At 55.8% G+C, this 23548-nt stretch carries 22 protein-coding genes and 1 pseudogene; 11 read left to right on the forward strand and 12 right to left on the reverse strand.

The genetic code is table 11. The features are described 5' to 3' along the window. Positions 1-220: DDE-type integrase/transposase/recombinase (locus ABJH13_RS06795; RefSeq protein WP_348405469.1), on the forward strand; the 220-nt coding region annotated here is incomplete at its 5' end. 160 nt (positions 221-380) lie between these two features. Then, positions 381-1649: an Hsp70 family protein gene (locus ABJH13_RS06800; protein ID WP_348405470.1), complete on the forward strand. Its 1269-nt coding sequence runs from the start codon at positions 381-383 to the stop codon at positions 1647-1649. A 97-nt stretch (positions 1650-1746) separates the two neighbouring features. Here ABJH13_RS06800 and ABJH13_RS06805 read toward each other — a convergent pair whose 3' ends face one another. The 10 genes from ABJH13_RS06805 to ABJH13_RS06850 all read right to left on the reverse strand — a co-directional run bounded on the left by ABJH13_RS06805 (position 1747) and on the right by ABJH13_RS06850 (position 14435). Then, positions 1747-2439: an IS6 family transposase gene (locus tag ABJH13_RS06805; RefSeq protein ID WP_348405471.1), complete on the reverse strand. Its 693-nt coding sequence runs from the start codon at positions 2437-2439 to the stop codon at positions 1747-1749. A gap of 27 nt (positions 2440-2466) precedes the next feature. Further along, the gene (locus ABJH13_RS06810; protein ID WP_348405472.1) at positions 2467-3852 is read right to left on the reverse strand and encodes a M20/M25/M40 family metallo-hydrolase; all 1386 of its coding nucleotides are present in this window, start codon (positions 3850-3852) and stop codon (positions 2467-2469) included. Then, the gene (locus tag ABJH13_RS06815; RefSeq protein ID WP_348405473.1) at positions 3852-5894 is read right to left on the reverse strand and encodes a hydantoinase/oxoprolinase family protein; all 2043 of its coding nucleotides are present in this window, start codon (positions 5892-5894) and stop codon (positions 3852-3854) included. The genes ABJH13_RS06810 and ABJH13_RS06815 overlap by 1 nt, the downstream gene beginning before the upstream one ends. Beyond that, complete coding sequence (locus ABJH13_RS06820; protein ID WP_348405474.1) at positions 5881-7698, reverse strand: hydantoinase B/oxoprolinase family protein; 1818 nt, start codon at positions 7696-7698, stop codon at positions 5881-5883. Before ABJH13_RS06820 ends, ABJH13_RS06815 begins: the two co-directional genes overlap by 14 nt. Before the next feature lie 10 nt (positions 7699-7708). Next, a complete protein-coding gene (locus ABJH13_RS06825) occupies positions 7709-8737 on the reverse strand; it encodes an NADPH:quinone reductase (protein WP_348405475.1) in 1029 nt (342 codons plus the stop codon). Next, on the reverse strand, positions 8737-9720 hold the full coding sequence (locus ABJH13_RS06830) for an ABC transporter ATP-binding protein (protein WP_348405476.1): 984 nt from the start codon (positions 9718-9720) through the stop codon (positions 8737-8739). Before ABJH13_RS06830 ends, ABJH13_RS06825 begins: the two co-directional genes overlap by 1 nt. Further along, positions 9717-10736, reverse strand: a complete 1020-nt coding sequence (locus ABJH13_RS06835) for an ABC transporter ATP-binding protein (protein WP_348405477.1) — start codon at positions 10734-10736, stop codon at positions 9717-9719. The genes ABJH13_RS06830 and ABJH13_RS06835 overlap by 4 nt, the downstream gene beginning before the upstream one ends. A gap of 1 nt (position 10737) precedes the next feature. Continuing rightward, entirely contained in the window at positions 10738-11631 is an 894-nt protein-coding gene (locus ABJH13_RS06840; RefSeq protein WP_348405478.1) for an ABC transporter permease, read from the reverse strand. Further along, positions 11624-12601 (reverse strand): ABC transporter permease, encoded by a 978-nt coding sequence (locus ABJH13_RS06845; RefSeq protein ID WP_348405479.1) that lies wholly within the window; start codon positions 12599-12601, stop codon positions 11624-11626. The genes ABJH13_RS06840 and ABJH13_RS06845 overlap by 8 nt, the downstream gene beginning before the upstream one ends. Positions 12602-12677: 76 nt before the next feature. Beyond that, the gene (locus ABJH13_RS06850) at positions 12678-14435 is read right to left on the reverse strand and encodes an ABC transporter substrate-binding protein (RefSeq protein WP_348405480.1); all 1758 of its coding nucleotides are present in this window, start codon (positions 14433-14435) and stop codon (positions 12678-12680) included. A 136-nt stretch (positions 14436-14571) separates the two neighbouring features. On the opposite strand from ABJH13_RS06850, the gene ABJH13_RS06855 reads away from it, so the two are divergent. Beyond that, on the forward strand, positions 14572-15360 hold the full coding sequence (locus ABJH13_RS06855; protein WP_348405481.1) for an IclR family transcriptional regulator: 789 nt from the start codon (positions 14572-14574) through the stop codon (positions 15358-15360). Positions 15361-15482: 122 nt separating this feature from the next. After that, complete coding sequence (locus ABJH13_RS06860) at positions 15483-17216, forward strand: M28 family peptidase (RefSeq protein WP_348405482.1); 1734 nt, start codon at positions 15483-15485, stop codon at positions 17214-17216. Here ABJH13_RS06860 and ABJH13_RS06865 read toward each other — a convergent pair. Next, the gene (locus ABJH13_RS06865) at positions 17200-17910 is read right to left on the reverse strand and encodes a hypothetical protein (RefSeq protein WP_348405483.1); all 711 of its coding nucleotides are present in this window, start codon (positions 17908-17910) and stop codon (positions 17200-17202) included. The two genes, ABJH13_RS06860 and ABJH13_RS06865, sit on opposite strands and share 17 nt — an antisense overlap. A gap of 333 nt (positions 17911-18243) precedes the next feature. On the opposite strand from ABJH13_RS06865, the gene ABJH13_RS06870 reads away from it, so the two are divergent. Genes ABJH13_RS06870 through ABJH13_RS06890 form a run of 5 tightly spaced genes read left to right on the forward strand, consistent with a single transcriptional unit; the run spans position 18244 to position 21454 of the window. Continuing rightward, positions 18244-19740, forward strand: coding sequence for an amidase (locus tag ABJH13_RS06870; RefSeq protein ID WP_348405484.1), 1497 nt, complete (start codon positions 18244-18246; stop codon positions 19738-19740). 32 nt (positions 19741-19772) lie between these two features. Continuing rightward, positions 19773-20375, forward strand: coding sequence for a nitrile hydratase subunit alpha (nthA, locus tag ABJH13_RS06875; RefSeq protein WP_348405485.1), 603 nt, complete (start codon positions 19773-19775; stop codon positions 20373-20375). Between the two features lie 22 nt (positions 20376-20397). Beyond that, a complete protein-coding gene (locus tag ABJH13_RS06880) occupies positions 20398-20709 on the forward strand; it encodes a hypothetical protein (protein WP_348405486.1) in 312 nt (103 codons plus the stop codon). Continuing rightward, positions 20709-21062 carry an SH3-like domain-containing protein gene (locus ABJH13_RS06885; protein ID WP_348405487.1) on the forward strand — a complete coding sequence of 118 codons (354 nt, stop codon included), beginning with the start codon at positions 20709-20711 and terminating at the stop codon, positions 21060-21062. Before ABJH13_RS06880 ends, ABJH13_RS06885 begins: the two co-directional genes overlap by 1 nt. Continuing rightward, positions 21059-21454 carry a nitrile hydratase accessory protein gene (locus tag ABJH13_RS06890; protein WP_348405488.1) on the forward strand — a complete coding sequence of 132 codons (396 nt, stop codon included), beginning with the start codon at positions 21059-21061 and terminating at the stop codon, positions 21452-21454. The genes ABJH13_RS06885 and ABJH13_RS06890 overlap by 4 nt, the downstream gene beginning before the upstream one ends. A gap of 122 nt (positions 21455-21576) precedes the next feature. On the opposite strand, the gene ABJH13_RS06895 is transcribed toward ABJH13_RS06890, so the two are convergent. Continuing rightward, positions 21577-21999: a MarR family winged helix-turn-helix transcriptional regulator gene (locus ABJH13_RS06895; RefSeq protein ID WP_348405489.1), complete on the reverse strand. Its 423-nt coding sequence runs from the start codon at positions 21997-21999 to the stop codon at positions 21577-21579. Between the two features lie 90 nt (positions 22000-22089). On the opposite strand from ABJH13_RS06895, the gene ABJH13_RS06900 reads away from it, so the two are divergent. Together ABJH13_RS06900 and ABJH13_RS06905 are read left to right on the forward strand one after the other, a co-directional pair. Then, positions 22090-23217: a substrate-binding domain-containing protein gene (locus tag ABJH13_RS06900; protein WP_348405490.1), complete on the forward strand. Its 1128-nt coding sequence runs from the start codon at positions 22090-22092 to the stop codon at positions 23215-23217. A 107-nt stretch (positions 23218-23324) separates the two neighbouring features. Then, positions 23325-23414, forward strand: a pseudogene (locus tag ABJH13_RS06905) (IS6 family transposase); the annotation flags it as partial. Between the last annotated feature and the right edge of the window lie 134 nt (positions 23415-23548).

The following is a 23548-nucleotide window of genomic DNA, read 5'->3' on the forward strand; positions in this document are numbered from 1 at the left end:
CGACCGAAAATGGCGTAACAATCGGATCGAAAGCGATCATGCGGCGATGAAGCGGCTGCTGGGGTATCGCCAGAGCTTCCGCTCACTCCGAACAGCCAAAGCGACCCTCAGCGGGATAGAGACGATCCGAACAATCAAACGTGGCCACATCCATTACAAACAACCAGGTGTCCTTGGCGAGATCGCGTTTATCGACAGCCTCTTCGGCACCACCGCATGACATCTGGAGATGAAAGAGCCTGCGACTGTACTCATCCGATTAATGCAACAGTCCCCTTCTGATTTCTTGACCGACACCATTCGCGGAGCCCCGATGCTTGACGGCAGTGCCTCCTGAGCATAGGACCCGCCTCTTGCGTAAGCCATTGGAAGGATCTGGTATGGCATCTCCTTGTCACGTCTTGGGTGTCGATTTCGGCACATCCAATTCCGCTGCTGGCTACTTGTGCGACGGCTTGCCAAAGCTGATCGAATTGGGGCCGGGGTCCAAGACTCTGCCAACCACGTTCTTTTTTGATTTCGATACACGGAAAACTCTGACTGGCGCGCCGGCAAACCAAGCCTTGCTTGACGGTATTGACGGACGTTTCATGCGGGCTCTAAAGCGCGTGTTGGGTACAACGCTGATGCATGAAAAACGCCAGATCTTGAATGAACGGGTCACATTCGTCGAGATCATTGCACGCTTTCTGCGCCAGATTAAAATCAGAGCTGAGACTGAAACCGGCTTGGCGTTTGAGGGGGTTCTTTCGGGCCGACCGGTGGCGTTCCACGGCACAGATGACCCGCGTGAAGCGCAAGCTGAAGCGGATCTGCGCGCCTGCTATTTGGCGGCGGGTTTCAAGCATGTTGCTTTCATGCTTGAACCTGAAGCAGCTGCCATCGCGAGTGGCGCGTTGGATCAATCCGGCGAGGTCGGATTAATCGTCGATATCGGTGGTGGGACCTCGGACTTTTCTCTGTTTCGCTCCTGCTCTGACGGCGTGAAGATTCTCGCTAATCACGGTGTCCGCATTGGTGGCACTGATTTTGACCGCGCGATCAGCATTCATCAGGTGATGCCGTTGCTGGGCAAAGGGACCCAATTGCGCAAAACCATAGGTTCGGGAGGCACGCCCGTACCGACAGCGATTTTCAATGATGTGGCAACTTGGGAGAAGATCCCCTTTTTATACACGCCACAAAACCGGCGATTGGCGGTAGAAATGGCACGCCTTGCTTATGAACCGGAGAAGCTGTGCCGTCTTGTCACTGTACTCGAAGACGAGCTCGGACATGAATTGGCCTTTGCTGTCGAAAGCGGCAAGATGACAGCCAACACGGGGAGTGCGGAGGCGCAGATCTTGTTGGACCCGATCGAGCGCCACTTGTCCTGCCCCCTCTCCAACACGGATCTGGGGGAGATCCTTGCGCCCTACTCCCACAGCTTACGCACTGGTGCGCAAGAAACGCTTCGATTGGCGGGTGTCGATGCGGCAAGCGTGGAACGCGTCATTTATGTTGGGGGTTCTAGTTTGATGTCGATGGTTTCTGAGGCAATGAAAAAGGAATTCCCGAGCGCGGATCATAGTTTCACCGAGGTGTTCACAGCGGTCACGGATGGCTTGGCCATCGCATCAGCAAGGGCGCAGTGGGTGTTGTCAAGTTAACTCCACTTATGTTGCCTGTCGAGGTTTTGTGGCTTAGGTGGCAGCGAGGCATTGCCAAGTTAATTTTGATGGGTTGAGAGAAGGGGTGTTCGCCCTCTTACGCCGTCATCTCATCAGCATAACTTTTCCACAGATCAAAAGCATCTGATCTAGCGTGGCGGTATGAGCTGGCGGAAAGTCGGTAGCGGCGTGGGCGGAAGATGATGTTGATTTGATCGTGAGCAGATAAGAACCTTTGGGCCTGTCGTGCTGATTTGAACCGACCGAAGATTTTCTCTCTTTTGCGGGCCGGCCGGTGCGATCCCTCGACACGATTGTTCAGGCCCTTATGCGCTCGGTGATCCGCATCGGGAGCAAAAATCTTTATGGGCTTGATGTAACTGCGCAATTTGTCTGTTACGATAACACGTGGCTGGCCATAACGCGCTATGAGGCGTTTTAGAAAGCGTTTTGCGGCCTTGGCACTACGGTGTTTCAGGACAAGAAGGTCTAGTACATCGCCGTGCGCATCAACGGCGCGCCAAAGCCAGAATTTCTCGCCGTTGATCATAATGACGACTTCATCGAGGTGCCATTTGTCAGCACAGCCCGCTCTTTCGCGCTTAATGCAATCCGCGAAATGACGGCCAAACCGGTTCACCCACAGCCGAATAGCCTCTCGGCTGACAATCACGCCGCGTTCGGCCAACAGATCTTCAACATCAGCGGTATTCAAGGCGAAGCGATGATACGCCCACACTGCATAGGCGATGACCTCTCGTGGGAAACGAAAACCTTTCAGGCGCGGCATATCAGACGGAATTTCCGTGAGAGCGATCTACGACAATCGAACAGGGCTAACAACTTGGCAATGCCCTCCAAGTTCATGCAGCAGTGCGGCACCGGTTTTTATGCCGTCGATAAACCGGACAACTTCAAGATTCTCGTTTGGAGCGTGATTGGCTTCATCTGCGTTGGCGTAGGGCACAACAAAAGCCGGCTTCTTTAGTATCTTTGTCCAGACGTAGTCGGGCAGGCTGCCGCCAACCGTTGGATAAAGCAGTGGATCAACGCCACGGGCGCGTTGCACTGCTTTTATGATCGGCGCTGCAAAGGGCGTATCCATCGGGGTTTTGCTGGGAAGCATTCCGTTATGGCGGATTACCTCAACTGAGGGGGCTTGCGTGGCGACGTGCGCCTCGATCCGGTCAAACACATAGTCCGGTGTCAAAGGCTCCACCAATCGGACATCACATTTTGCGATGGCATGGTTAGGCAGAACAGTCTTGCTCCCCTCGCCGCCGTATCCCCCGTGAAATCCATTGATCGTGAGGGTCGGATGGAACATGAGCCGGTCCCAATAGGGCCTATCCGAGGGTCCATCAAGGGCATCCAAGCCCAAATCCGCCATGACTTTACCCAGATCCAGCGGCAGGCGCGATGCCGCATCTAGTTCAAGATTGGTCGCGGGTACCACAGGCTCGGTAAGGCCTTCGACCGTGATGTTGCCATCCGCATCCTTCATCGTTGCAAGCAACTGCACCAACGTCCATACTGGATTGGGGACAACACCTCCAAAGTTGCCCGAGTGCACATCGCGTGACGCGCCCTTGGCGACCAGATCAAAAGACGCCACGCCGCGCACGCCGAAGGTAATCACCGGCTGGCCGCTTTCATGCAATGGCCCGTCCGAGGTCACCACCAGATCGGCTTGTAACTCTTCCAGATGCGCGCGCACAAAATCGGCAATTTGCGGGGAGCCGATCTCTTCCTCTCCCTCCAAACAAAAGATAATGTTGCAAGGCAATGTACCAGTGACCCTCAAATGCGCCTCGATCGCTAAAAGCTGGGCAAAATGCTGACCCTTGTTGTCACCAATGCCCCGCGCCCAGATACGGCCGTCGCGCACTTCCGGCTCGAACGGGGGGCTCACCCATGCCTCAAGAGGATCGGGTGGCTGCACGTCGTAATGACCATACAGCAGCACGGTTGGCTTTGACGGGTCGACCTGCCGGTGTCCCAACACAAACGGGTGGCCAGGTGTCTCGACCAGTTTTGCCTCGAAATCGAGTGAGGTGAGGTGGTCCACCAGCAACGTCGCGACTTCTCTGATCCCGATGTTGTGGGCCGAGATAGAGGGATGCCGGACATAGTCCATAACCCGCTCAACGTAAGCGACTTCATTGCTTTTGATATAGTCGAAAATGGCGTCGATCTGGCTCATCATGTATCCCTTTTTAGCAAAAGTGCCGCGGACGGGTGAACGGTCGCGGACCAGCCCGGCGGGATGATTGTGGTTGTGTCAAGCTGTGTGATCACCGCGGGGCCCACCAGCGTAACGCCGGCAAAAAGTGTCGCGCGGTCGTAGATTGGCGTGTTCATATCGCCGGTTTCCCAATGCACCATTTGGTTCTGGACCGGCACTGGTGCCTCCCCTTCTAGCAGATCGGGGCGCGGCGAAGGGACCGTACGGCCCACGGCCTCGACGCGCAGGGTCACCAATTCGATCTGCGCATCCAGAACAAAACCATAAAGCGCCTCATGCGACTTGCGGAACAACGCCTCTGTCGCTTCAGGCGTGCCCGCCCAGTCCACCGCGATTTCACCGCCCTGTCCATGGAACCGAAGCAAGGCGCGCACTTGGGTGTCACGACGGGCATGCGGGATGTCTTCTTGGTCCAGCCATTGCGTTGCCCTTTTGACCAGATCGGCGGCAATTTCATTGCCAAGTGCCTGATCAATCGCGCCGGGTGTGGGCAGGGCCTGGGTAAACTCGGCTTTCAGATCAGCAGCCAGTAGGCCGTCCGCACACAGGAGGCCTGGCGCGGCAGGCACCATCACCTGATTGATGCCCAATAGATCCGCCAAAGCGACGCCATGCAACGGGCCAGCGCCACCAAAAGGCACAAGTGTGAAATCGCGCGGATCATATCCGCGTTCCACCGAGACGGTACGCACCGCACCCACCATGTTGTTGTTCATAATCGCCAGTATACCGCGCGCGGCATCATGGCGGGTCAGTCCAAGCGGTGCGGCGACATTGTCATCCACAACTTTGAGCGCTGCCTTTTGGTCCAGTGACATCTCACCCCCCAGCAGACTGACGGGCAAATGCCCAAGCGCCACATGCGCGTCTGTCACAGTGGCTTGCGTGCCCCCATGGCCATAGGCCGCTGGACCCGGACGCGCGCCTGCGGAATGCGGGCCAACCGCAAGCGTCTCATCCGCCAATTGCGCAATTGATCCGCCGCCCGCACCGATTGTGACCATATCCACCATTGGCAGGGACAAGGGCCAGTCGCCCACCTTGCCCGATTGGGTCAGCCCAACAATACCATCGCGGATCAGGCAGATGTCGGCAGAGGTGCCGCCGATGTCGACCGTAATAATATCCTTAATGCCGCAAGTTGCCGCCACATCACAGGCCCCGACCACACCCGCTGCGGGACCAGAAAGGGCAGTGAGCGCGGGGGCGTTCCGAATTGCCGCCGTGCCTGCCACGCCGCCATTGGATTGCATCAACAGTAAGGGCGAGGCCACGTCCGCGTCTTTCAACCGGTTCTCTAACCGCTCCACATATGTCGATACACCGGGCATAACGCCCGCGTTCAGGACCGTTGCCAGACTACGCTCGAATTCACGCACCACCGGTAGCACGTCCGTGGAGCAGGTGACATCAATGCCCGGCAGGGCCGCGCGCAGCAATTCGGTCACGCGCTTTTCATGATCCGCATTCGCATAGGCATGCATGAGGCAGATCGCGACCGCCTCGACATTCTGTTTGCGCAAAGCCTCTGCCACACAGGCCACGCTGTCCTCATCAAGAGCTTGCATGACCACGCCGCCCGTGCCAATCCGCTCGTCAATTTCATGTATCCGCGAGGCGGGCACAGGGCGGCGCGGCTTTACCCATGTAAACAGGTTTGCGTGACGCGGAATATCCTGCCGACCAATCTCAAGCACATGGCGAAAGCCACGGGTGGTTACCAAGGCAGTCTTTGCGCCCTTGTTCTCAAGGATCATGTTTGTGGCCACGGTGGTGCCGTGAAGTACTTGGTCAAGTTCGGCCGCATCAATACCGGCGTCTGATAGAACGGCGTTCACGCCCGTCATAAAAGCCACTGACGGGTCCGCAGGTGTCGATGGTGTCTTGGCCCGCCAAACCTGACCGGAGGTGCGGTCCAACAGCGAGATATCGGTGAAGGTGCCGCCGATATCGACAGCAACGGCAAAGGAAGGATCAAATGACATATCAGACGAGGGCATCAACGTACTCCTGACGGAAAAAACGACCTGTTACCGGGCGGTCTGCCCGAAGTTTTTCGGTGGCAGCGGTGTCGATCTCGTCGTCATGGATCACCACACCGTAGAGCTCCGCGGCGGCATCAATTGTGACAAAGCCGTCCAATACGTCCTCCAGCACCCGATCAGCCGGACGATCGAACGGGTGACCGTGTCCGCCTCCTCCCCCTGTCTCGATCCGCAGGATATCTCCTTGTTTCAGCATGTTACCGTCAGAAAGCGGGTTCAACGCAACCTCATCCGGCATGCCGGGGTTCACAATGGCGACGCCGTGGCGGCCAGACCGACCTCCGTCGATACCCCATGGCGGGTTTTTGACGCTATCGATGCGAATGGCGCACATCGTTGTCTCGGCCAGTATCTCATACTCACGGACGATACCGCAGCCGCCGCGATGTTTGCCCGCGCCGCCTGAATCCGGCACCACCCCGTAGCCGCGCATTGTCACTGGATACCCCGCCTCCAGAAATTCGACAGGGTAGTTTTCCTGTGCCACAAAATAGACCGCATCAATACCGTCTGCCATGGCCCGCGCGCCATAGCCGACGCCGATGCCGTCGGCCAACAGGTAGGGCTCCAGTTCGCCCGCCTTGTTGCGGAATTCACCGCGCATGATGTTTACCACATAGGCTGAGTTCGCTGCCGGAGCGTCGCCGCCGCCCGTGTTCAGCAAACCAGATATAGCCGATATCATGCGCATGGCCGTCAGACCGCGCAGACCCAAAGGCGCTGGGTATTTCGGTTGCAGGAAAGAGCCTTCGCGGAATAGCACCTCGTCCAGCGCGTTCGGGCCGCCGGCGTTGCACACTTGTGACGGATCGCCGCCTAGATAGAATAGACCCAGTGCCATGCCGGGAACGCCCTTATTCATCAGATAGTTGATCGGTCCCGGTGCCTGATCATCACTGTCGCGGGCGTCAAAGGTAAAGTGATCCTCTCCGTCCGCGCCCTTGGTCCGCGTCAGCGCGAACCGCATGCGGAAGGGGCCGTTGCCATGGCCATCGCTGTCGATGGCATCGGTGAATTTATGCGTGCCATAGTCAAACGTCTCTGCCAGTTTGCTGCGCACCAGACGCCGCGTCCGTCCTAGCAATTGCGACAGCGCATCGGCCATCATGTCAGGTCCAAAACGGTCTAGAATTTCGCCAACTCGCTTGGTTCCCAGCTCAACCGAAGCCATCAACGCGCGCATGTCGCCAATGCTTTGATCAGGATAGCGGGAGTTACGGTGGAATATGTCGAGCACGGCTTGATTGACTTGTCCCGCCTCAATCATCTTAGTCACGGGGATCATCACACCCTCCTGGAAAATGTCCGTGGCGTCGGGACTGATGGACCCTGGGCGCAAGCCCCCGATGTCGGCAAAATGCGCCCAACTCATAACAAAGGCACAGATACGCCCTTCACGGAACACAGGTGCCAGCAGGACCTGATCATTGGAGTGCGATATTGCGCCGTAAGAGCCGTAACAATCATTGTACCAGTAGACATCACCGGGCTGCATGGTCTCTGCCGGAAACTTCTCCAGAACGGGGCGGGTCATATCGCCAAAAATGGGCACCATGGAGCCCACGGCCATTGTGCCGTTCCCGTCAAATAGCGCGGTGTAGAAGTCCTTCTTTTCGCGGATGAAGGCCGAGATTGCAGTCCGCTCAATCAAGGCTTCCATTTCTGATTGCGCAGCGGCAATGGCCCCACGAATAATCTCTAGGGATACGGGATCGCATAACGGGGTTGCGTCGGGCTTGATGGCAGCTTGTGTGTTCATGATCGGCTCCTTAATCACGCAGCATGAGATTGAGGACAGTCTGTCCTAATGCGCCCTGCGCCACACGAGTGTGGGCTTGGGCAATATCATCGAGTTGAAATTCAGCCGTTACAGCCGGACGCAGCGCGCCATTTGTGGCAAGCTTAGTCAGAGTTGTTTCAGCAGCATGCCATTGCGCAGGTGTCAGGCGAAAATCCTGCACAAAGCGGGCCGCGGCACCGAGGTTGGCAAGCGTGCAATACGGTAGCATTGGCGTTGGATCGGAGGACGAGGAATAAGATGCGACCGTCCTGTGCGGGGCGAAGCAAGCAATATCAATCTCTAGATTTGCCGCCAAATCCACCTCGATGATGCGGTAAGCACCATTGCTCTTGGTCAACGTTTCAACCTCGGCTGCGATGTCCTGCATGTGACGGTTCAGACTTGGCACATCCGCACAGGCCGCTACATGCGCGGCTCCAGCATCCGAGCTGACGATGGCGATGGCGATGACACGCGCGCCCTCATGCACCGCTATCTGTAAAGCCATGTTCCCCACAGCACCAGCTGCACCCTGAATATGAACAGTGTTGCCCGCGACGGGTCCGTCACTCAGCACCAAAAGCCAAACGGTCAAACCCGGCACGCCAAGGCAGGCGCCAGAAGCAAAATCGAACGTATACGGCAGATCAACAGCTTGTGCAGAGGGTAAAGTAATGAGCTCTGCCGCCGTTCCACATGCGCGCCCTGCCTCTCCATAGCCGCCTTGGGCATTCGAAAACCGGACGCGGGTGCCGATACGGCTGGAGTCGATACGGCTGGGGTCGACGCCGTCGCCTGTGGCCTCAATCACTCCGGCCCCGTCACAATGGGGAATGGCCTGTGGGTGCACCATCTGCATCCCGTTCCAGCCCGCGCGGCGTTTTACATCAGCCGGATTGATACCAGAGACATGGACCCGGACCAACACCTCGCCAGCTGCCAGTACTGGGTCAGGCAAATCAATCAGATGCAGGGCATCCTCCGCAGGACCGGTTTGTGTGTATACGGCGGCGCGCATCAGCTTTGGCCGTCAAAAAGGTGACAGGCAACTTGACGTGTGCCGACGTTCTGCGGCAGAGGCACCTGTGAGACGCAGCGATTAAACGCCTTGGGACAACGATCCCGGAACACACACCCCGAGGGCGGGTTGCGCGGGTCAGGCGCGCCTCGACCGATGGGCAGAGGGTCATGGCTTTGATCCGCTTTGGGCGTCGGCACAGCAGCGACAAGCGCTTGGGTATAAGGGTGCAACGGGTCACGCACGATGTCCTCGGTCGGGCCGTCCTCCATAATACGGCCCAGATACATCACTATTGTGCGCTCGCACACATACCGGACCAGCGCCAGATCATGACTGATGTAAATCGCTGTCAGGCCCAGCTTGTCCCGCACCTCGCGGAACACATTGAGCACACCGGCACGGACAGAAACATCGAGCATCGATACAGGCTCGTCCGCGACAACAAAGTCAGGCTCAAGGATCAACGCACGGGCCATCACAACACGCTGGAGTTGCCCGCCCGAAAGCTGGTGCGGAAACCGGTCGAGGTATTGTCGTGGTTCGGCCAGTCGCACAAGGTCAAGCGCCTTGATGATGCGCGCCTGCCAGTCAGATTCGGGGATGCCAGCGTTGCCCAAGGGCTCTGCCATCGTCTTGGCGATGGAATAGCGCGGATTGACGGCATCAAACGGATTTTGAAAAATCATCTGGCTGCGTGACCGGAAACGGCGCAGGTCCGCACCTTTCAGACTGGAAATCTCGTCTCCGTCAAAACGCGCGGACCCGCCGGTGATCTCTTCCAGCCGGACCAGCAGACGCCCTATGGACGTTTTTCCGCATCCACTTTCGCCCAACAGGCCAACACTTTCACCCTTGTTCAGGCGAAAACTGATGCCATCGACAGCCTTTACCACGGATGGTAGGCCCAGCATCGCCGATGCAGCAGAGCCGACGCGATAGTGTAATTTGGCGTTTTCGACTTCGACGAGAGGTGTGGTCATGCAATCTCTCCCCATGTCGCGGGCTTTGTGGCCTGCCCGCGCAGAGTCTGCGCCTCATCGGCACGGTGGCATGCAACCGTGTGGCCCTCTGCGAAGCCCCGCAAGACAGGCGAGACTGCGCGACAATGATCTATTGCAAACGGACACCGTGCGGCAAAGCGGCAGCCCGACGGCGGATGCGCCAGATCGGGTGGCGCACCGCTGATCGGGGTCAGGATGCCGGAACCGGCACTGGCGATGTCAGGGAAAGCGTTCTTCAGCCCCATGGTATATGGGTGCAGCGGTTCGGATAGCAGGGTGGCCGTGTCACAATCCTCAACCACTTCGCCAGCATACATTACCACCGTGCGGTCACAGATATAGGCAACGACCGAAATATCATGCGTAACCATGATGATAGAAATGTCCAGGTCACGCTGTAGATCGCGCATCTGGTCCAGAATTTGGCGCTGCACAATAACGTCTAGGGCGGTCACGGGTTCGTCCGCGACAATGAGCTTGGGGTTCAATGCCAACGCCAATGCGATAGCCACTCGTTGGCGCATACCACCAGAGAACTGGTGCGGGAAATCCCGTAGCCGGTTTGCCTCGATACCGACCATCTCGAATAACTCAACCGCCCGTGCCTTGGCCTGGGCCCGGCTCATGCCACCCCTGCCGCGCAGAACTTCGTTCAGCTGGTATTCAACGCGGTACACAGGATCGAGGGAATTCATCGCCGATTGCGGCACAAAGGCAATGTCGCGCCAGCGCAGATCATTCATAGCGCGCTCTGACAGGGCAGCCAGATCAGCACCGTTAAACAGCATACTGCCTTCAGTGATCTGGGCATTGTCGGCAATGACACGGGTGAAAGCCCGCGCCATCGTGGTTTTGCCACAGCCGCTTTCACCGACCAGCCCAACAATCGACCCTTTGGGCACATCAAAGGAGGCGCCAGACACAGCGACAACATCTTTGCCCGGCACTTCGTAGGCAATAGACAAGTCTTTGACGGAGAGGAGAGTGTCGCTCATTTTAGCGACCCAGCTTTGGGAACAACAGGTTCTCGTAGCCCCGCGAGATGAAGAAACCCGCCGAGACAACAAGGATGATCGCTACCCCTGGCGGGATGAACCAATGGTATGCTTGGCGGCTCAGCGCCTGACTTGCAAAGGCGTCCTGCAACATGAACCCCCAGCTGATGGAGTCAGGATCACCAAAACCCAAGAAACTGATAGAAGCTTCGGTGAGAATGGCCCAACCAATGGCAATTGAGCCGTAGAGCAGCGACAGCGGGATGATGTTGGGCGCAATATGTCGGGTTATGATCTTGAAGTCGGAAGAGCCCGATACTCGTGCGGCCTCGACATAACCGCGGGACCGCAGAGTGAGGACTTGTGAGCGGATCACCCGTGCCGTGTCACGCCAGAGCACAAGCGCCATCGCGATAACGGTGTTCCAGATAGAGGGCTCGAGAAAGGCGGAAATGACAATGACAAACGGCAGAAACGGGATGCCGAAGGCCACGTCGGCCAAACGCATCAGGATCATATCGACCCAGCCGCCGAAATAGCCGGACAGCAACCCTACGATTGTCCCAATGAATGCCACCATGAATGCCGCTGTCACTCCGACAAGCAAAGCAGCACGCGCTCCAAAAACGATCTGGGAAAAGATGTCTCGTCCAAGGCTGGTTGTACCAAGGATGTGCCCTTGCTGACCCGGAAGCAGGTCTGACGCGAGGTCATAGTCGGCGGTGTAGAGGATCTCTGTCGGGTCGTATGGAGCGAGCGCTGGCGCAAAGATCGCAGTGAGGGAGAACAAGGTGTAGATAATCAGCCCAGCCAGCGCAAAGTTGTCACCGACGGGCAACTTCAGGGCGGCAAACATCCGGCGCAGCGGTCCTTGGGCGGCAGTTGCCTCAAGCATGGGAAATCCTTGGGTCGAGGAAGGTATAGAGCAGGTCTGCAATCAGATTCATCAAGATCACAACGATCGCGATCATCAGAAATGCACCCTGTGCCAGTGGATAGTCGGAGGCCGATACTGCCGAAACGAGTTCACGCCCTAAGCCGGGCCAGGAGAAGACGCTCTCCACCACCACATTGCCCTGCAACTGATAGCCGACAGAGATCGCAAAGGAAGTCATCACAGGCAAAAGAGCGTTTCGCGCGCCATGTTTGATGACAATTGTATAGGGGGACAGGCCCTTCACCTTTGCCATGGTAACAAAGTCTTCTTTCATCACCTCCAGCATGTTGGACCGCATCAACAAAAGCGGCAAACCCTGCGAATAGATCGCCAATGTCAGCATCGGCAGCGCAAGATGAGATAGAAAATCAGCCGAGGTGTAGAGTGCCCAAAAGCTGTCATACTCGGTCCCTGCCGAGCGGGTTCCACCGGCCGGGAATATCCCGAGTGAAAAGGAGAAGATAGCGAGCAGCAGCATGCCCAGCCAAAACTCTGGCATCGCGCGGGTGGCCAGCACCACCGGCAGTGCAAAAGCCTCGGCGCGGCTGGCACGGCGCCACGCAAGCCATGCACCAGCAAGAACGCCAAAGATGTAGGCCAAGATCAAAGACGAGAAGGTCAGGACCAGCGTGTTGGGGAGCAGCAGCCAAATGCGTTCGGCCACCGGCGTGCGGTAACGGAAGGAATACCCAAGCTCGCCCTTTAGCAGGTTGCCGATGTAGGTGAAATATTGATTCAAAAGCGGCTTATCCAATCCGAACTGACGGATCAGGGTCTCTTGCTGTTCGAGCGTGAAGGTCGGATCAATGTAGGCGGCAAGCGGGTTTCCTGGCATCAGGCGGAACATCAGAAACAAGATCGTCACCACCGCCCAGAGGACCAGAATCAGCTGAAAGGTGCGCGATAGAACGGGTTTGAGCGTGCTCATGAGAACCTACAGCTAGGGGTGGGAGGAAATAGGGTGAGGGCGGCATTGTGCATGCTGCCCCTCGTTATATTGCGGTCTATTTATCGAGCGTTTCTTCAACGCCATCGGGATAGGCCAAGCGACCGTCAACCATGGTGTAGCCCGCATCCTCAAGCAACTGCTTGGCGACATCGGGACCTGCTTTGAAATCATCCACGACGGCCTTGTCATGCCAGAACTCAAGTGCCGGGGAAACGACCGAGTTCGATGCGACTGCAAAATCCTTGAACGCTGCTTTCACAATCAGACGGCGATCTACTGCAGAGGACAACGCCGCGCGGAATGCGGGATCATTGAACGGAGGACGGCGGTTGTTGAACGCCACATAACGAAAACCGATATCAACGGTGGCAACAACCTCAAGGTCCCCGTCCGCGTCCGCCGCATCAATCAGAACCTGTGGATCGCCCGAGAAATCAGTCAGGAAGTTGATCTCGCCAGAGCGCAACATTCCAAGCGCTGCTTCGGCATTTGGCACCAAGCGTAGGATCCACCGGTCTGCTTTTGGCGCATTGAAGTGTTCATTGTTGGCGCTCAGAACGATTTCCTCATTCGTGATCCAACGATCAAATTTGTAAGGGCCGGACCCGATTGGCGTGGCTTCCTGATAGCTCTCGGCGTTCTCGTCCTTGGTGGCAAGGTCGGCCAGAATAGGCTCCCAAACGTGTTTGGGGATCAGGTTGATCTTGGCCAGACTAGACGTGATGAAAGAGGCCGATGGAGTGGCCAAGGTGAAGACGATGACATTGTCCCCCTCAATTGCGATGTCGCTGATGCCCTTGCCGAATGGCGCATACATCGGGGCTTCGCCACCAACTGTTGTCTCAAAGGAAAACTTGACGTCCTCGGCGGTCATCGGCTGTCCATCATGCCACATCATACCCTCGCGCAGAGTGACGGCGATCGTCGCCCCATCACGCCACTCAAAGCTTTCAGCCGCCCATTCTTTTGGCAAGCCGTCTGGGCCGACACGGAACAAGCGGTCATAGACGAGCTCGGTCATCCAGCTGTCCGTCACGCCGGAGATATACAGAGGGTTCACCGCGATCACGTTGTCGGCGGAGTTGACGATGATGTCTTTCTGATCCGTTTTCGGCGTCAGCGACAGCCATGTCCATGTGTTCCGGATACCGATGCCCGACTGGTTCACCACGGAGGACGCGTCCCAGATGTTTTTGTCAAAAACGAAAGCCTGCTCAGGATGGACCAGCATCATATTGGGCTGATCTTTGGCAAGAATTTCCTGCGCTTCGCGGACCAGCGCCTGACGCGCGTCAGGGTCAACTGTGATACGCTGCTTTTCCACCACCGCATCATATTCGGGGCTGGAATACCCAATAAAGTTATACCCACTTTCCGCTGTAGAGGAGTGGAACAAGTTATAGATGATCTCGTCAGGGTCTGAGCGTTCCGGCCGTCCGGTCATCTGCCATGCGGTCGCGTCCCATTTGTCACGCTCGTACCAGACCTCGGATGACATCTGCTCCCAAGGCATGACGTCCACCTCGACATCCAGCCCCAGCTTGCGCCATTCCTGAGCAATTAGTTGGATTGACTGGAATTCCGCCGGCTGCGCCGCTTGCGGACGCGACAGCAGATGGAGGGTTCTGATCTGGTCTTGCGCCCATGTCGGCCCAGCAAGTAATGCCATGCCCATCAACGAGGTTGAGGCCAATTTGAATAGTGTATTCACAATAATTCTCCTGTTGGCAGCGGTCCGGAAGGACCGGATCGGCGCCGAAAGAAAGTCATTGGGATTGCATTTTAGGAATGCCACCCCTGCCAACAGTGGCATGCTGCCACCAAACAGATCGGCTGATTTTCAAGTTGACGCATCATGCTAGTTGTTTTATTCAGTAAAACGTTTTTTATTTACTTTATTCAGTAAAACACGAATCTAAAAAAAAGCAATGTACTTTCTAGGAGACACCATGACAAAATATGCAAATGAACAGGCCGAGAAGCGCAAGTCGTATAAAATTGAGGCAGTCGGCCGTGCGTTGAGCGTGCTTGAGGCATTGGCAGAAAAACCCGGACTTGGTGTGACCGCATTGGCGAATGAGATGGGGTTGACCAAATCTATTGCTTTCAGGCTTTTGCAGACGCTGGAAGAAGCCGGATATGTGCAGCGCGAAGGGGAGCGCGCGGTCTATTCCTTAGGCTACCGTGTTGCCCTTCTGGGAGAACGCGTTGGCCGCGACGGCGCGCTGTTGCATGTCGCACCTCCCATTATGGACGAATTACGCGATGAGACCGGCGAAAATGTCAATCTGGTGATTCGCGAAGGCAGTCACACGCTGGCCTTGGTGACACGCGAGGGACTGCATGCCATTCGTATCTTTGCACAAACTGGCAGAAAAGGCCCACTCCATGCAGGTGGTGCTTCTATGTTGCTGCTCGCCTATGCCGAGCCGGCCATTCGTGACCGCGTTCTGTCCTCCACTCTGGAGACCTATACCAACCATACCATTACGGACTCCGACCAGCTGGGAAAGATCCTGCAACGCATTCGGGCAAACGGTTACAACGTCGCGCTTAATGATCTGGATGATGGTGCCTTTTCCATCGCCGCTCCGATCTTCAATGCCGCTGGTGAAGTTGTCGCGGGCCTTTCCATCGCAGGCGCATCCGCAAGGTTGGATGAGTCTCGGCGCGAAACCTACATTGACGCTGCAAAAAGTGCTGCGCAGAAAATTTCGGCAAAGCTGACGCTAAGCTAGACGTGATCTCCCACAAGGCGCGTGACGCATCGATTGCAGCCTTGCGAGATGAATAACTCCCTGTTAGCGTTTTATCTATCGCTACACTGTTTTATTAGATGAAACATATGGGAACCTCACCAATGAACCAGATTGAAAAAACGATTCTTGAGCAAGTGTCGATTGATGCGCCGTGGGCGCTGGTTGAGAGCTTTGCCACCTTCAAGCGCGAGCACCCCACAGACGTCAACCGCGGCATGGACGAGGTAATCGAGACCTTGCGCGGTCACGGCGTCGAGGTTGACGTGCATGAGCCCGATCTTTTTCTGAGCCTGCCCGGTCAGGCGCGCGTAGAAGCGGGCGGCATCACCTTTCGCGCCAAACCGCCGGCCTTTGCCGTGAACGCGCCCGACGGGCTCAGCGGGCCGCTGGTGTATATTGCCGGTACCACCAACATGGACGAAGAGGACGCGTTCGAAAGCCAACTCGAAGCATCTGACGCGATGGCGCAAAAGGTGCGCGGTAAGATTGTCCTGACAGAGGGCTTTGCCAGCCCTGCTATTATCTCGTTGATGAACACCTGCGGCGCAATCGGCGTCGTTGCCATCAACCCCGGCGTTGATGTGCACTGGGGCATCTGCACAACCATCTGGGGCATTCCCGGTACGGATGACCTGCCCCGCAAACCGACGATACCTGCAGCCGCCGTGAATTTTGAAAGCGGACAGGCCTTGCGCAAGGTCGCTGAAGAAGGTGGTATGGCCACGATTTTTACTGAGATGGAAGAAGGCTGGTTCAGCTCAAAACTGCCCGAGATTACGATCCGGGGAACTGAGGAGCCGGAAAAATACGTGCTGCTTCACGGCCACCTTGACAGCTGGGACGTGGGCGTGGGCGACAATGCGACAGGTGATGCAACGATGCTGGAAATTGCGCGTGTCTTGTGGGCCAACAAAGACAAGTTGCGCCGCACAGTCAAGATCGCGTGGTGGCCCGGCCACTCAACAGGGCGCTATGCAGGCTCCACGTGGTACTCCGACACCTTTGCGCTCGATCTGGATGCCAACTGCGTTGCCCAGGTGAACTGCGATAGCCCTGGCTGCCGGTGGGCGACTGAATTCCAGAACGTCTCTGTTATGTCTGAAAACCATGACTATCTGGCACAAGTCATCAAGGACGTCTGCGGCAAAGAGCTACATTCGGAACGCCCACACCGCGCTGGTGACTACTCTTTCAACGGGATCGGCCTGTCGGGGTATCTGATGTTATCCTCAGCCATGACTGACGCCCACCGTGAAGAGCTAGGCTATTACGCCGTTGGCGGGTGCGGCATGAACATTGCGTGGCACACAGAGAATGATACGCTCGAAATTGCGGATAAAGACATCTTGTTGCGGGACATCAAGGTCTATCTGCTTGCAGTCTTCCGCAACGCCAACGCCGAAATTCTTCCGCAGGATTGGCGCGCCACGGCGCGTGAGTTCCAGCAAACCTTGGACGTCTATCAAGCAGAATCGGGCGAAGCATTTGATCTCTCCCCTGCCCGCGTTGCAAGTGACCACCTGCTGTCCACGCTCGAAAGATTCTACGAGAACGTTGAGAACGGCACCGTCGCGCAAAGCGCGGCAAACACCGTCATCCAGGATCTCGCGCGGATCCTTGTTCCTCTCAATTTCAACGGGACAGACCGCTTCCGCCATGATCCGGCATTGACGATTCCTGCGCTGCCCGCGCTGCAACACGCGAGCAAGATTGCGCGGACGCAAAGTGACGCGCAAGGCTTCGGGCGGACCCAGCTGGTACGGGGGCAAAACCACATCATTGCCGGAATGCGATCTGCCGAGACGCTGATCAAAAGGGTCACCAGCGTATCTTAAGGGCGTTGTTGCACAGATCAATTGCAACTCGGAACACGCCCTTCCCGAGACGGAATTCAGGCGGTGCGTTCAAAACTTGGAGGGCCAAGTCCGGGGCTCTGTCGCAAACTTTTTGTTTTATTGACGAACGGTGGTTCTGTCGCAAAGTTTGACGAATAGTGGATTCATAGTGTCGGAAGGTCATCAAAATTAGGAACGATGGCACCGAGAAGACGATAGCGCCAGAGATCGCCGTTACGCGGGGCGGCCAAGGGATGCGGCACATGAGCAAGAGTCGCGAAATCTCCAGCGGTGGCAGCCATGCTTCCACGCGGCGTTCTGCGTGATTATCCAACAAGGCCTCACCGCGACGTGCTGCCGCGCGATATAGTGCAAGCGTCCAGCTTTGCCCAAATTCAAGCAACTGCTTGAGAGCAGAACGTTTACTTTTGGCGCCGTTGTTCAGGCATCTTCTCTCGATGTGCGTGATGCAATCGAAGTGCGGATCATATCTGCGGTTTATGTCTCGAATGATCTTCCGATAGGCCAGAGCCTTGTCGTTCTGAATTGAACCAAGTCGGTGCAGCCGAAAGCAATCAATAGAATTTGAAAGACAGCTGTCTAAACATAAAAGTCTGCTCCACCGCTGCAAATTCTTGTTTTGACACTCAATGCAACAGCGCAGCTGCGCAATCCATTCAAACCGATGAGCCAAGCTCCCTTCTGGTCTAATCTGGCATTGGCGTCGAAACGTTGGCGATGGGTACTGATGGCTGCCTTTATCCGCCTTCGCACCGATCCAACTAGCGCTTTGGAATCGTGACCATTTTCGGGGCCTAGAAGACAGCAGGGAACGCCCCCGTCTCCCCAAAGATCCTTCAGAAACGAGAAAATACTTGCTTGGGAAAATAAAATAAATAATTATTACAGAGCAATAGAGACATTCGCCTGGATGGCGGGCGCGTCGCGCACGTCTCGACAAAAATAATGAAACACCATTTGTGCCGAATTTCTTACTCAGCGCAAATGTTCGGGAGACAACTAGAAAATGACAATTAAACGCCCAACCCTGGCGCAGATGCAGGAAATCGTTTCGGACCTTGGCATGCATATGTCAGAGGAGCGCGTCGGCGAGTTTCTGGAGGCGATGGAGCCGAATTTCCAAGCATATGACCTGATCGAAAGCCTGCCTGATGAGATACCAGAAACCAAATATCCAAGAACTCCGGGCTATCGCCCCGCTCCGGAGGACAATCCCCATAACGCGTGGTACGTGAAGACCGAGATCAAAGGCGCCCCCAAAGGCAAGCTCGCTGGAAAAACGATTGCGGTTAAGGACAACATCTGTGTGGCCGGTGTGCCGATGATGAACGGCTCATCAACGCTTGAAGGTTTTATGCCGGACATGGACGCAACGGTAGTTACCCGGGTTTTGGACGCGGGCGGCACGATCGCAGGGAAAACGCACTGCGAATTTTTCTGCTTGTCAGGCGGGTCGCATACCAACGCCACCGGCCCCGTACATAACCCCCACAAAATGGGATTTAGTTCCGGTGGGTCATCATCGGGCAGCGCTGTTGTCACCGCCTTGAACGAGGTTGATATGGCGATCGGCGGTGACCAGGGCGGCTCAATCCGGATGCCGTCTTCGTTCAGCGGCACTTACGGCATGAAACCGACCCACGGGTTGGTCCCATACACTGGTGCGATGCCGATCGAGGCAACCATCGACCACCTCGGCCCAATTACGCAGAACGTCGCCGACAACGCGCTGTTTCTTGAAGTCCTGGCCGGTGAAGATGGACTAGACCCGCGCCAATATAGCGTGAAAACTCACGACTATACCGAAGCTTTGGGCAAAGGCGTCAAGGGTTTGAAGATCGGTGTCCTGAAGGAAGGTTTCGGACACGCAAATAGCGAAGAAGACGTCGATCAAGCGGTTCGCGAAATGGCTGAAAAGCTGAAAGGTTTGGGCGCGGAAGTCTCCGAAGTTTCGGTTCCCATGCACCTGATCGCCCCGGCCATCTGGACGCCAATTGCGCTGGAAGGCCTCCAATGGCAGATGATGCACGGCAATGGCATGGGGATGAACTGGAAAGGCCAGTATGCCACCGGCCTGCTTGACGCACATTCATCCTGGCGCACACGCGCAGACGAACTGTCGGATTCCTTGAAAGTGTCCATGTTTGTCGGTGAATACGGTATCCGTCACCATCGCGGGCGCTACTATGCCAAATCCCAGAACATCTTGCGCCGCCTGACAGCCGCTTATGATGCGATGCTGGCGGAATGTGACGTCTTACTGTTGCCAACAACACCGATGAAAGCGACACCGCTGCCCCCGGCTGATGCGCCGCTATCGCTCTATCTACAGCGCGCCTTTGAGATGATCGGAAACACCGCACCGTTTAACGCGACCGGTCACCCCGGCATGTCCATCCCATGCGGTATGAGCAACGGGCTGCCAATCGGCGCGATGCTCGTGGGCAAATGCTGGGATGAAAAAACGATTTATCAGGTGGCGGATGCATTTGCGTCGTCCTGAAACAACTGTCCATGCACAAGGAGTAATTTCTAATGCCACACGATCACCACTATGATCCGCTGCCAGATACGGAACTGCGTGTAAAAGCGTTGGAATCTATCTTGGTGGAAAAGGATCTCGTCGATCCTGCCGCCATCGACCTTTTGGTTGAAACCTATGAAACTAAAATTGGCCCCAGAAACGGGGCCAAGGTTGTCGCAAAAGCTTGGACCGATCCCGACTATAAAAAACGTCTCATGGAAGACGCATCGGCGGCCATCGCCGAGCTTGGTTTTTCCGGTGTGCAGGGCGAAGATATGGTTGTCGTTGAGAACACCGATACTGTGCACAACGTCGTCGTTTGCACGTTATGCTCGTGCTATCCGTGGCCGACTTTGGGCCTGCCGCCGGTGTGGTATAAAGCAGCGCCGTACCGGTCACGCGTCGTGCGCGATCCACGCAGTGTGCTTGCCGAATTCGGGACCCAACTGCCTGACAGCACAGAAATCCACGTTTGGGACAGCAACGCTGAGCTGCGGTATCTGGTGCTGCCTCAAAGACCTTCCGGGACCGATGATATGAACGCTGAGCAACTTGAGGAGCTTGTATCCCGAGATTCAATGATCGGTGTGAAGCTTGCCGAGATGCCAGCGTAAACTCAAGAAGAGGGAATAGAACATGAATTCAATTCACGATCTTGGCGGAATGGAGGGCTTTGGCCCGATCAATCCCGAAGAAAATGAGGCCGCTTTTCACTATGACTGGGAAAAGCCGATCTTTGGTTGGTTCTTTTGTCTGTTTGCAGGAGGGCTCATAAACGTCGATGTGTTTCGGCACGCAATCGAGCGGCTTGGAAACCAGCATTACCTCGAAAGTTCATATTACGAACATTGGCTGGGTGCGTTCCAGACCCTGCTGGTCGAGGGCGGAACCCTCACAACCGAAGAGATCGACGCAAAGATGGCAGAACTTGAAGGGGAGCTACACTAATGGCCGCACTCACAGCAGAAGCCGTCCCAGGCCTGGTCGCGGGCGGCGCATCCGCGCGTGTTCCTGGATCTGACTTGGCAGCAAAATTCGCGGTCGGCGACAAAGTCATCATGAAAAACATCAACCCGAAAACACACACCCGATTGGCTCGATACGTTCGGGGCAAAGAAGGCGTCGTGAACAGGCACCATGGTGTGTTCCACTTCAACGACGTGGTCGCACATCACGGCGAAGGGCACCAGAATTGTTATTCTGTCAAATTCACAATGCTCGAACTTTGGGGCGAAGGATACAGCGCCACAGACTATGTCTACATCGACATGTTTGACGACTACATGGAAAAAATTTCATGACCCAAACTGTATCCGCACAAGAACTTGATGAAACACCGCTGATTCCCAAGGATGAAGAAGGCCCAGTGTTCAAGGAACCTTGGCAGGCGCGCGCGTTTGCCATGACCTTAAAAATGGCCGAAGCGAAAATCTTTACATGGGGCGAATGGTGCCAGGCACTTTCCGGCGAAATCAGGATCGCTCAGGCCGATGGCGATCCTGATTTGGGCGACACCTATTACATGCACTGGCTTGGCGCTCTGGAAAAGCTGATTGTCGCCAAGCAGGTCTCAAGTGATGACAGGCTACAGGCAACGCTTGAAGACTGGCGTGCGGCTGATCACGCGAGGGCGCATGGCGAAGCACCGGTCTACATCAAAGGCGCGGGCGCAATCCACCAAGATCATCATTAGATACTCCGCTGTTGCGACCTGGCTTGCGGACGGAATTTCTGGCGCGGGATTCAGTTTGACGTTGGGAAATGCTGAAGGCATAGCGTCCCTGCCCGGACTGGCGATTTCACCTTAGAAACCGCTTAGTTGAGCGTGTCGAGAGCCTCTTTCAGGAGCTCAGCGCGCTCATTGCCAATGAGATCAAGAATACGTTTTTCTTGTTGGTCTACATAGCCAGTAATTTCGTCTGCAAGGCTGACCCCCAGATCAGTAAGCAGCAAGCGCACTTGACGTTGATCCTTCGCGACCAATTGTCTTTGAACCAGACCATCCGCAATCATTCGATCAACGAGCTTGGTTAAGGCGGGCGGGTTCATCAGGACGACGTCCGCAAGCGCACTCATGGTGTGCGTATTGTCCGTGCGCAAAGTCTGCAGCACACGCCATGTTTCAATCTGCATCCCCAAAGATTTCAGACGCTTTCCAATCTTCCGGTGCACCCGCTGATGCGCTGCCGCAAGCGAATAAGTAATGAAAGAATGAACAGGTGATGGTTCTTTGGGCATTTCTACGCTCTTGATCTAATTGAACGAATCGTTTTCTTTTGAAAGTAACCCATTTCCAGTTAACGTATAAAGAGCACTTGAGATGGATCCATGATAAAAAGTTCTAAGGACGGAAAGCAAAAGCCATCGTGGCGTTACGCACGAGAAGCGCTTGATGGCGGTATCGACCGATCGGGGGGGATATCGACGTTTCGTGTAGGCTTGCTTGTTCCGATGAGCGGCTCCGCCGGGCTTTGGGGACCGTCCTGCATCGCAAGCGCGCAATTGGCTGTACATGAGCTCAATGCTGGAGACGGGATCGCAGGAAAGCTTGTCGAACTGTTTATTTTGGATTCAGCTGCAGAGACGTCGGACGAAACAGAAGCGACACTGCGCGAACTGATCGATCAGCAGGCGATCCACGCCATTGTTGGCATGCATATCAGCGCGGTTCGTGATCAGCTGATCCGTACGATCGGGGGGCGTATCCCGTACGTGTATACCCCGCTTTACGAAGGCGCTGTGACGTCACCGGGTGTTTTTGCAATTGGGGACACCCCCGAAAAATTGCTTGGCCCGTCCATCACAAAGCTGACCGAAGATTTCAGAGTTTCCAAATGGGCATTGGTGGGCAATGATTACGTTTGGCCGCGCGCCTCACATCATTTTGCTCGGAACCAGATCGCCGAACTGGGGGCAAATGTTGCGATTGAGGAGTACGTCCCGTTTGGCAGCAACCTTTTGGAAGCGACCATCGAAAAGATTAAATCGAGCGGAGCCGATGGCGTTCTCGTTTCTCTGGTGGGCCAAGATGCTGTCGATTTCAATCGTCTCTTTGGCCGCGAAAATATGCATAAAAAAGCTGTCAGGCTGTCTTGTGCCATCGAAGAAAATGGGTTGTTGGCAAGCGGTGCGGAAAATGTTGAGCGCCTGTTTTGTTCATCATCTTACTTTGGCTGCATGAATACCGAAAAAAATGCCTTTTTCCGCGAAAAGTACCACAGCCTGCATGGAGATCGCGCTCCCATGTTGAATGCGCTGGGACAGTCGACCTTCGAGGGTGTCAAGTTTCTGGCGCAACTCATGGACCGAGGTATGGTCGCAGCCCAGCGTAGCGGCGCAGTTTCATATGAGAGTGTCAGAAACGCGACCTATGCTTTAAATTCGACAAATTCTGCGCCAGTCTATCTGGCGCGTGCCAATGGTATGGTGTTCGATGATCTACGACAGATCGGCTGAAGCTGTCGCCAAAAGCGAAGGGGCGAGTGCCTTACGCCACGCTGAACTATATCGTTCGGCGGTATTGCCAAGTTGTTCGGTCATTATGATCAGGTTAAACTGATCCTATGAGCCTCCCAACCAATATGCCGCGCCTAAAGGGCTATCGCTATCCGCGTGAGATCATTGCGTACGCTGTCTGGGCGTACCACCGGTGGGGGTGTTGTCATGTTAACTGCGTGTACAAAGAGAAGTCGTACGCTCGGGATTTCAAGCTGCTTGTGTGACGGCATTCCAAGCGTCAAATGCTTCGAGGCGGTGATACCGGACTGAGAGGGCGGAGCGACGGCGA

Origin of the sequence: Roseobacter sp. (assembly GCF_039970775.1) — a bacterium.
In the GTDB taxonomy this organism is placed as follows: Bacteria; Pseudomonadota; Alphaproteobacteria; order Rhodobacterales; family Rhodobacteraceae; genus Roseobacter.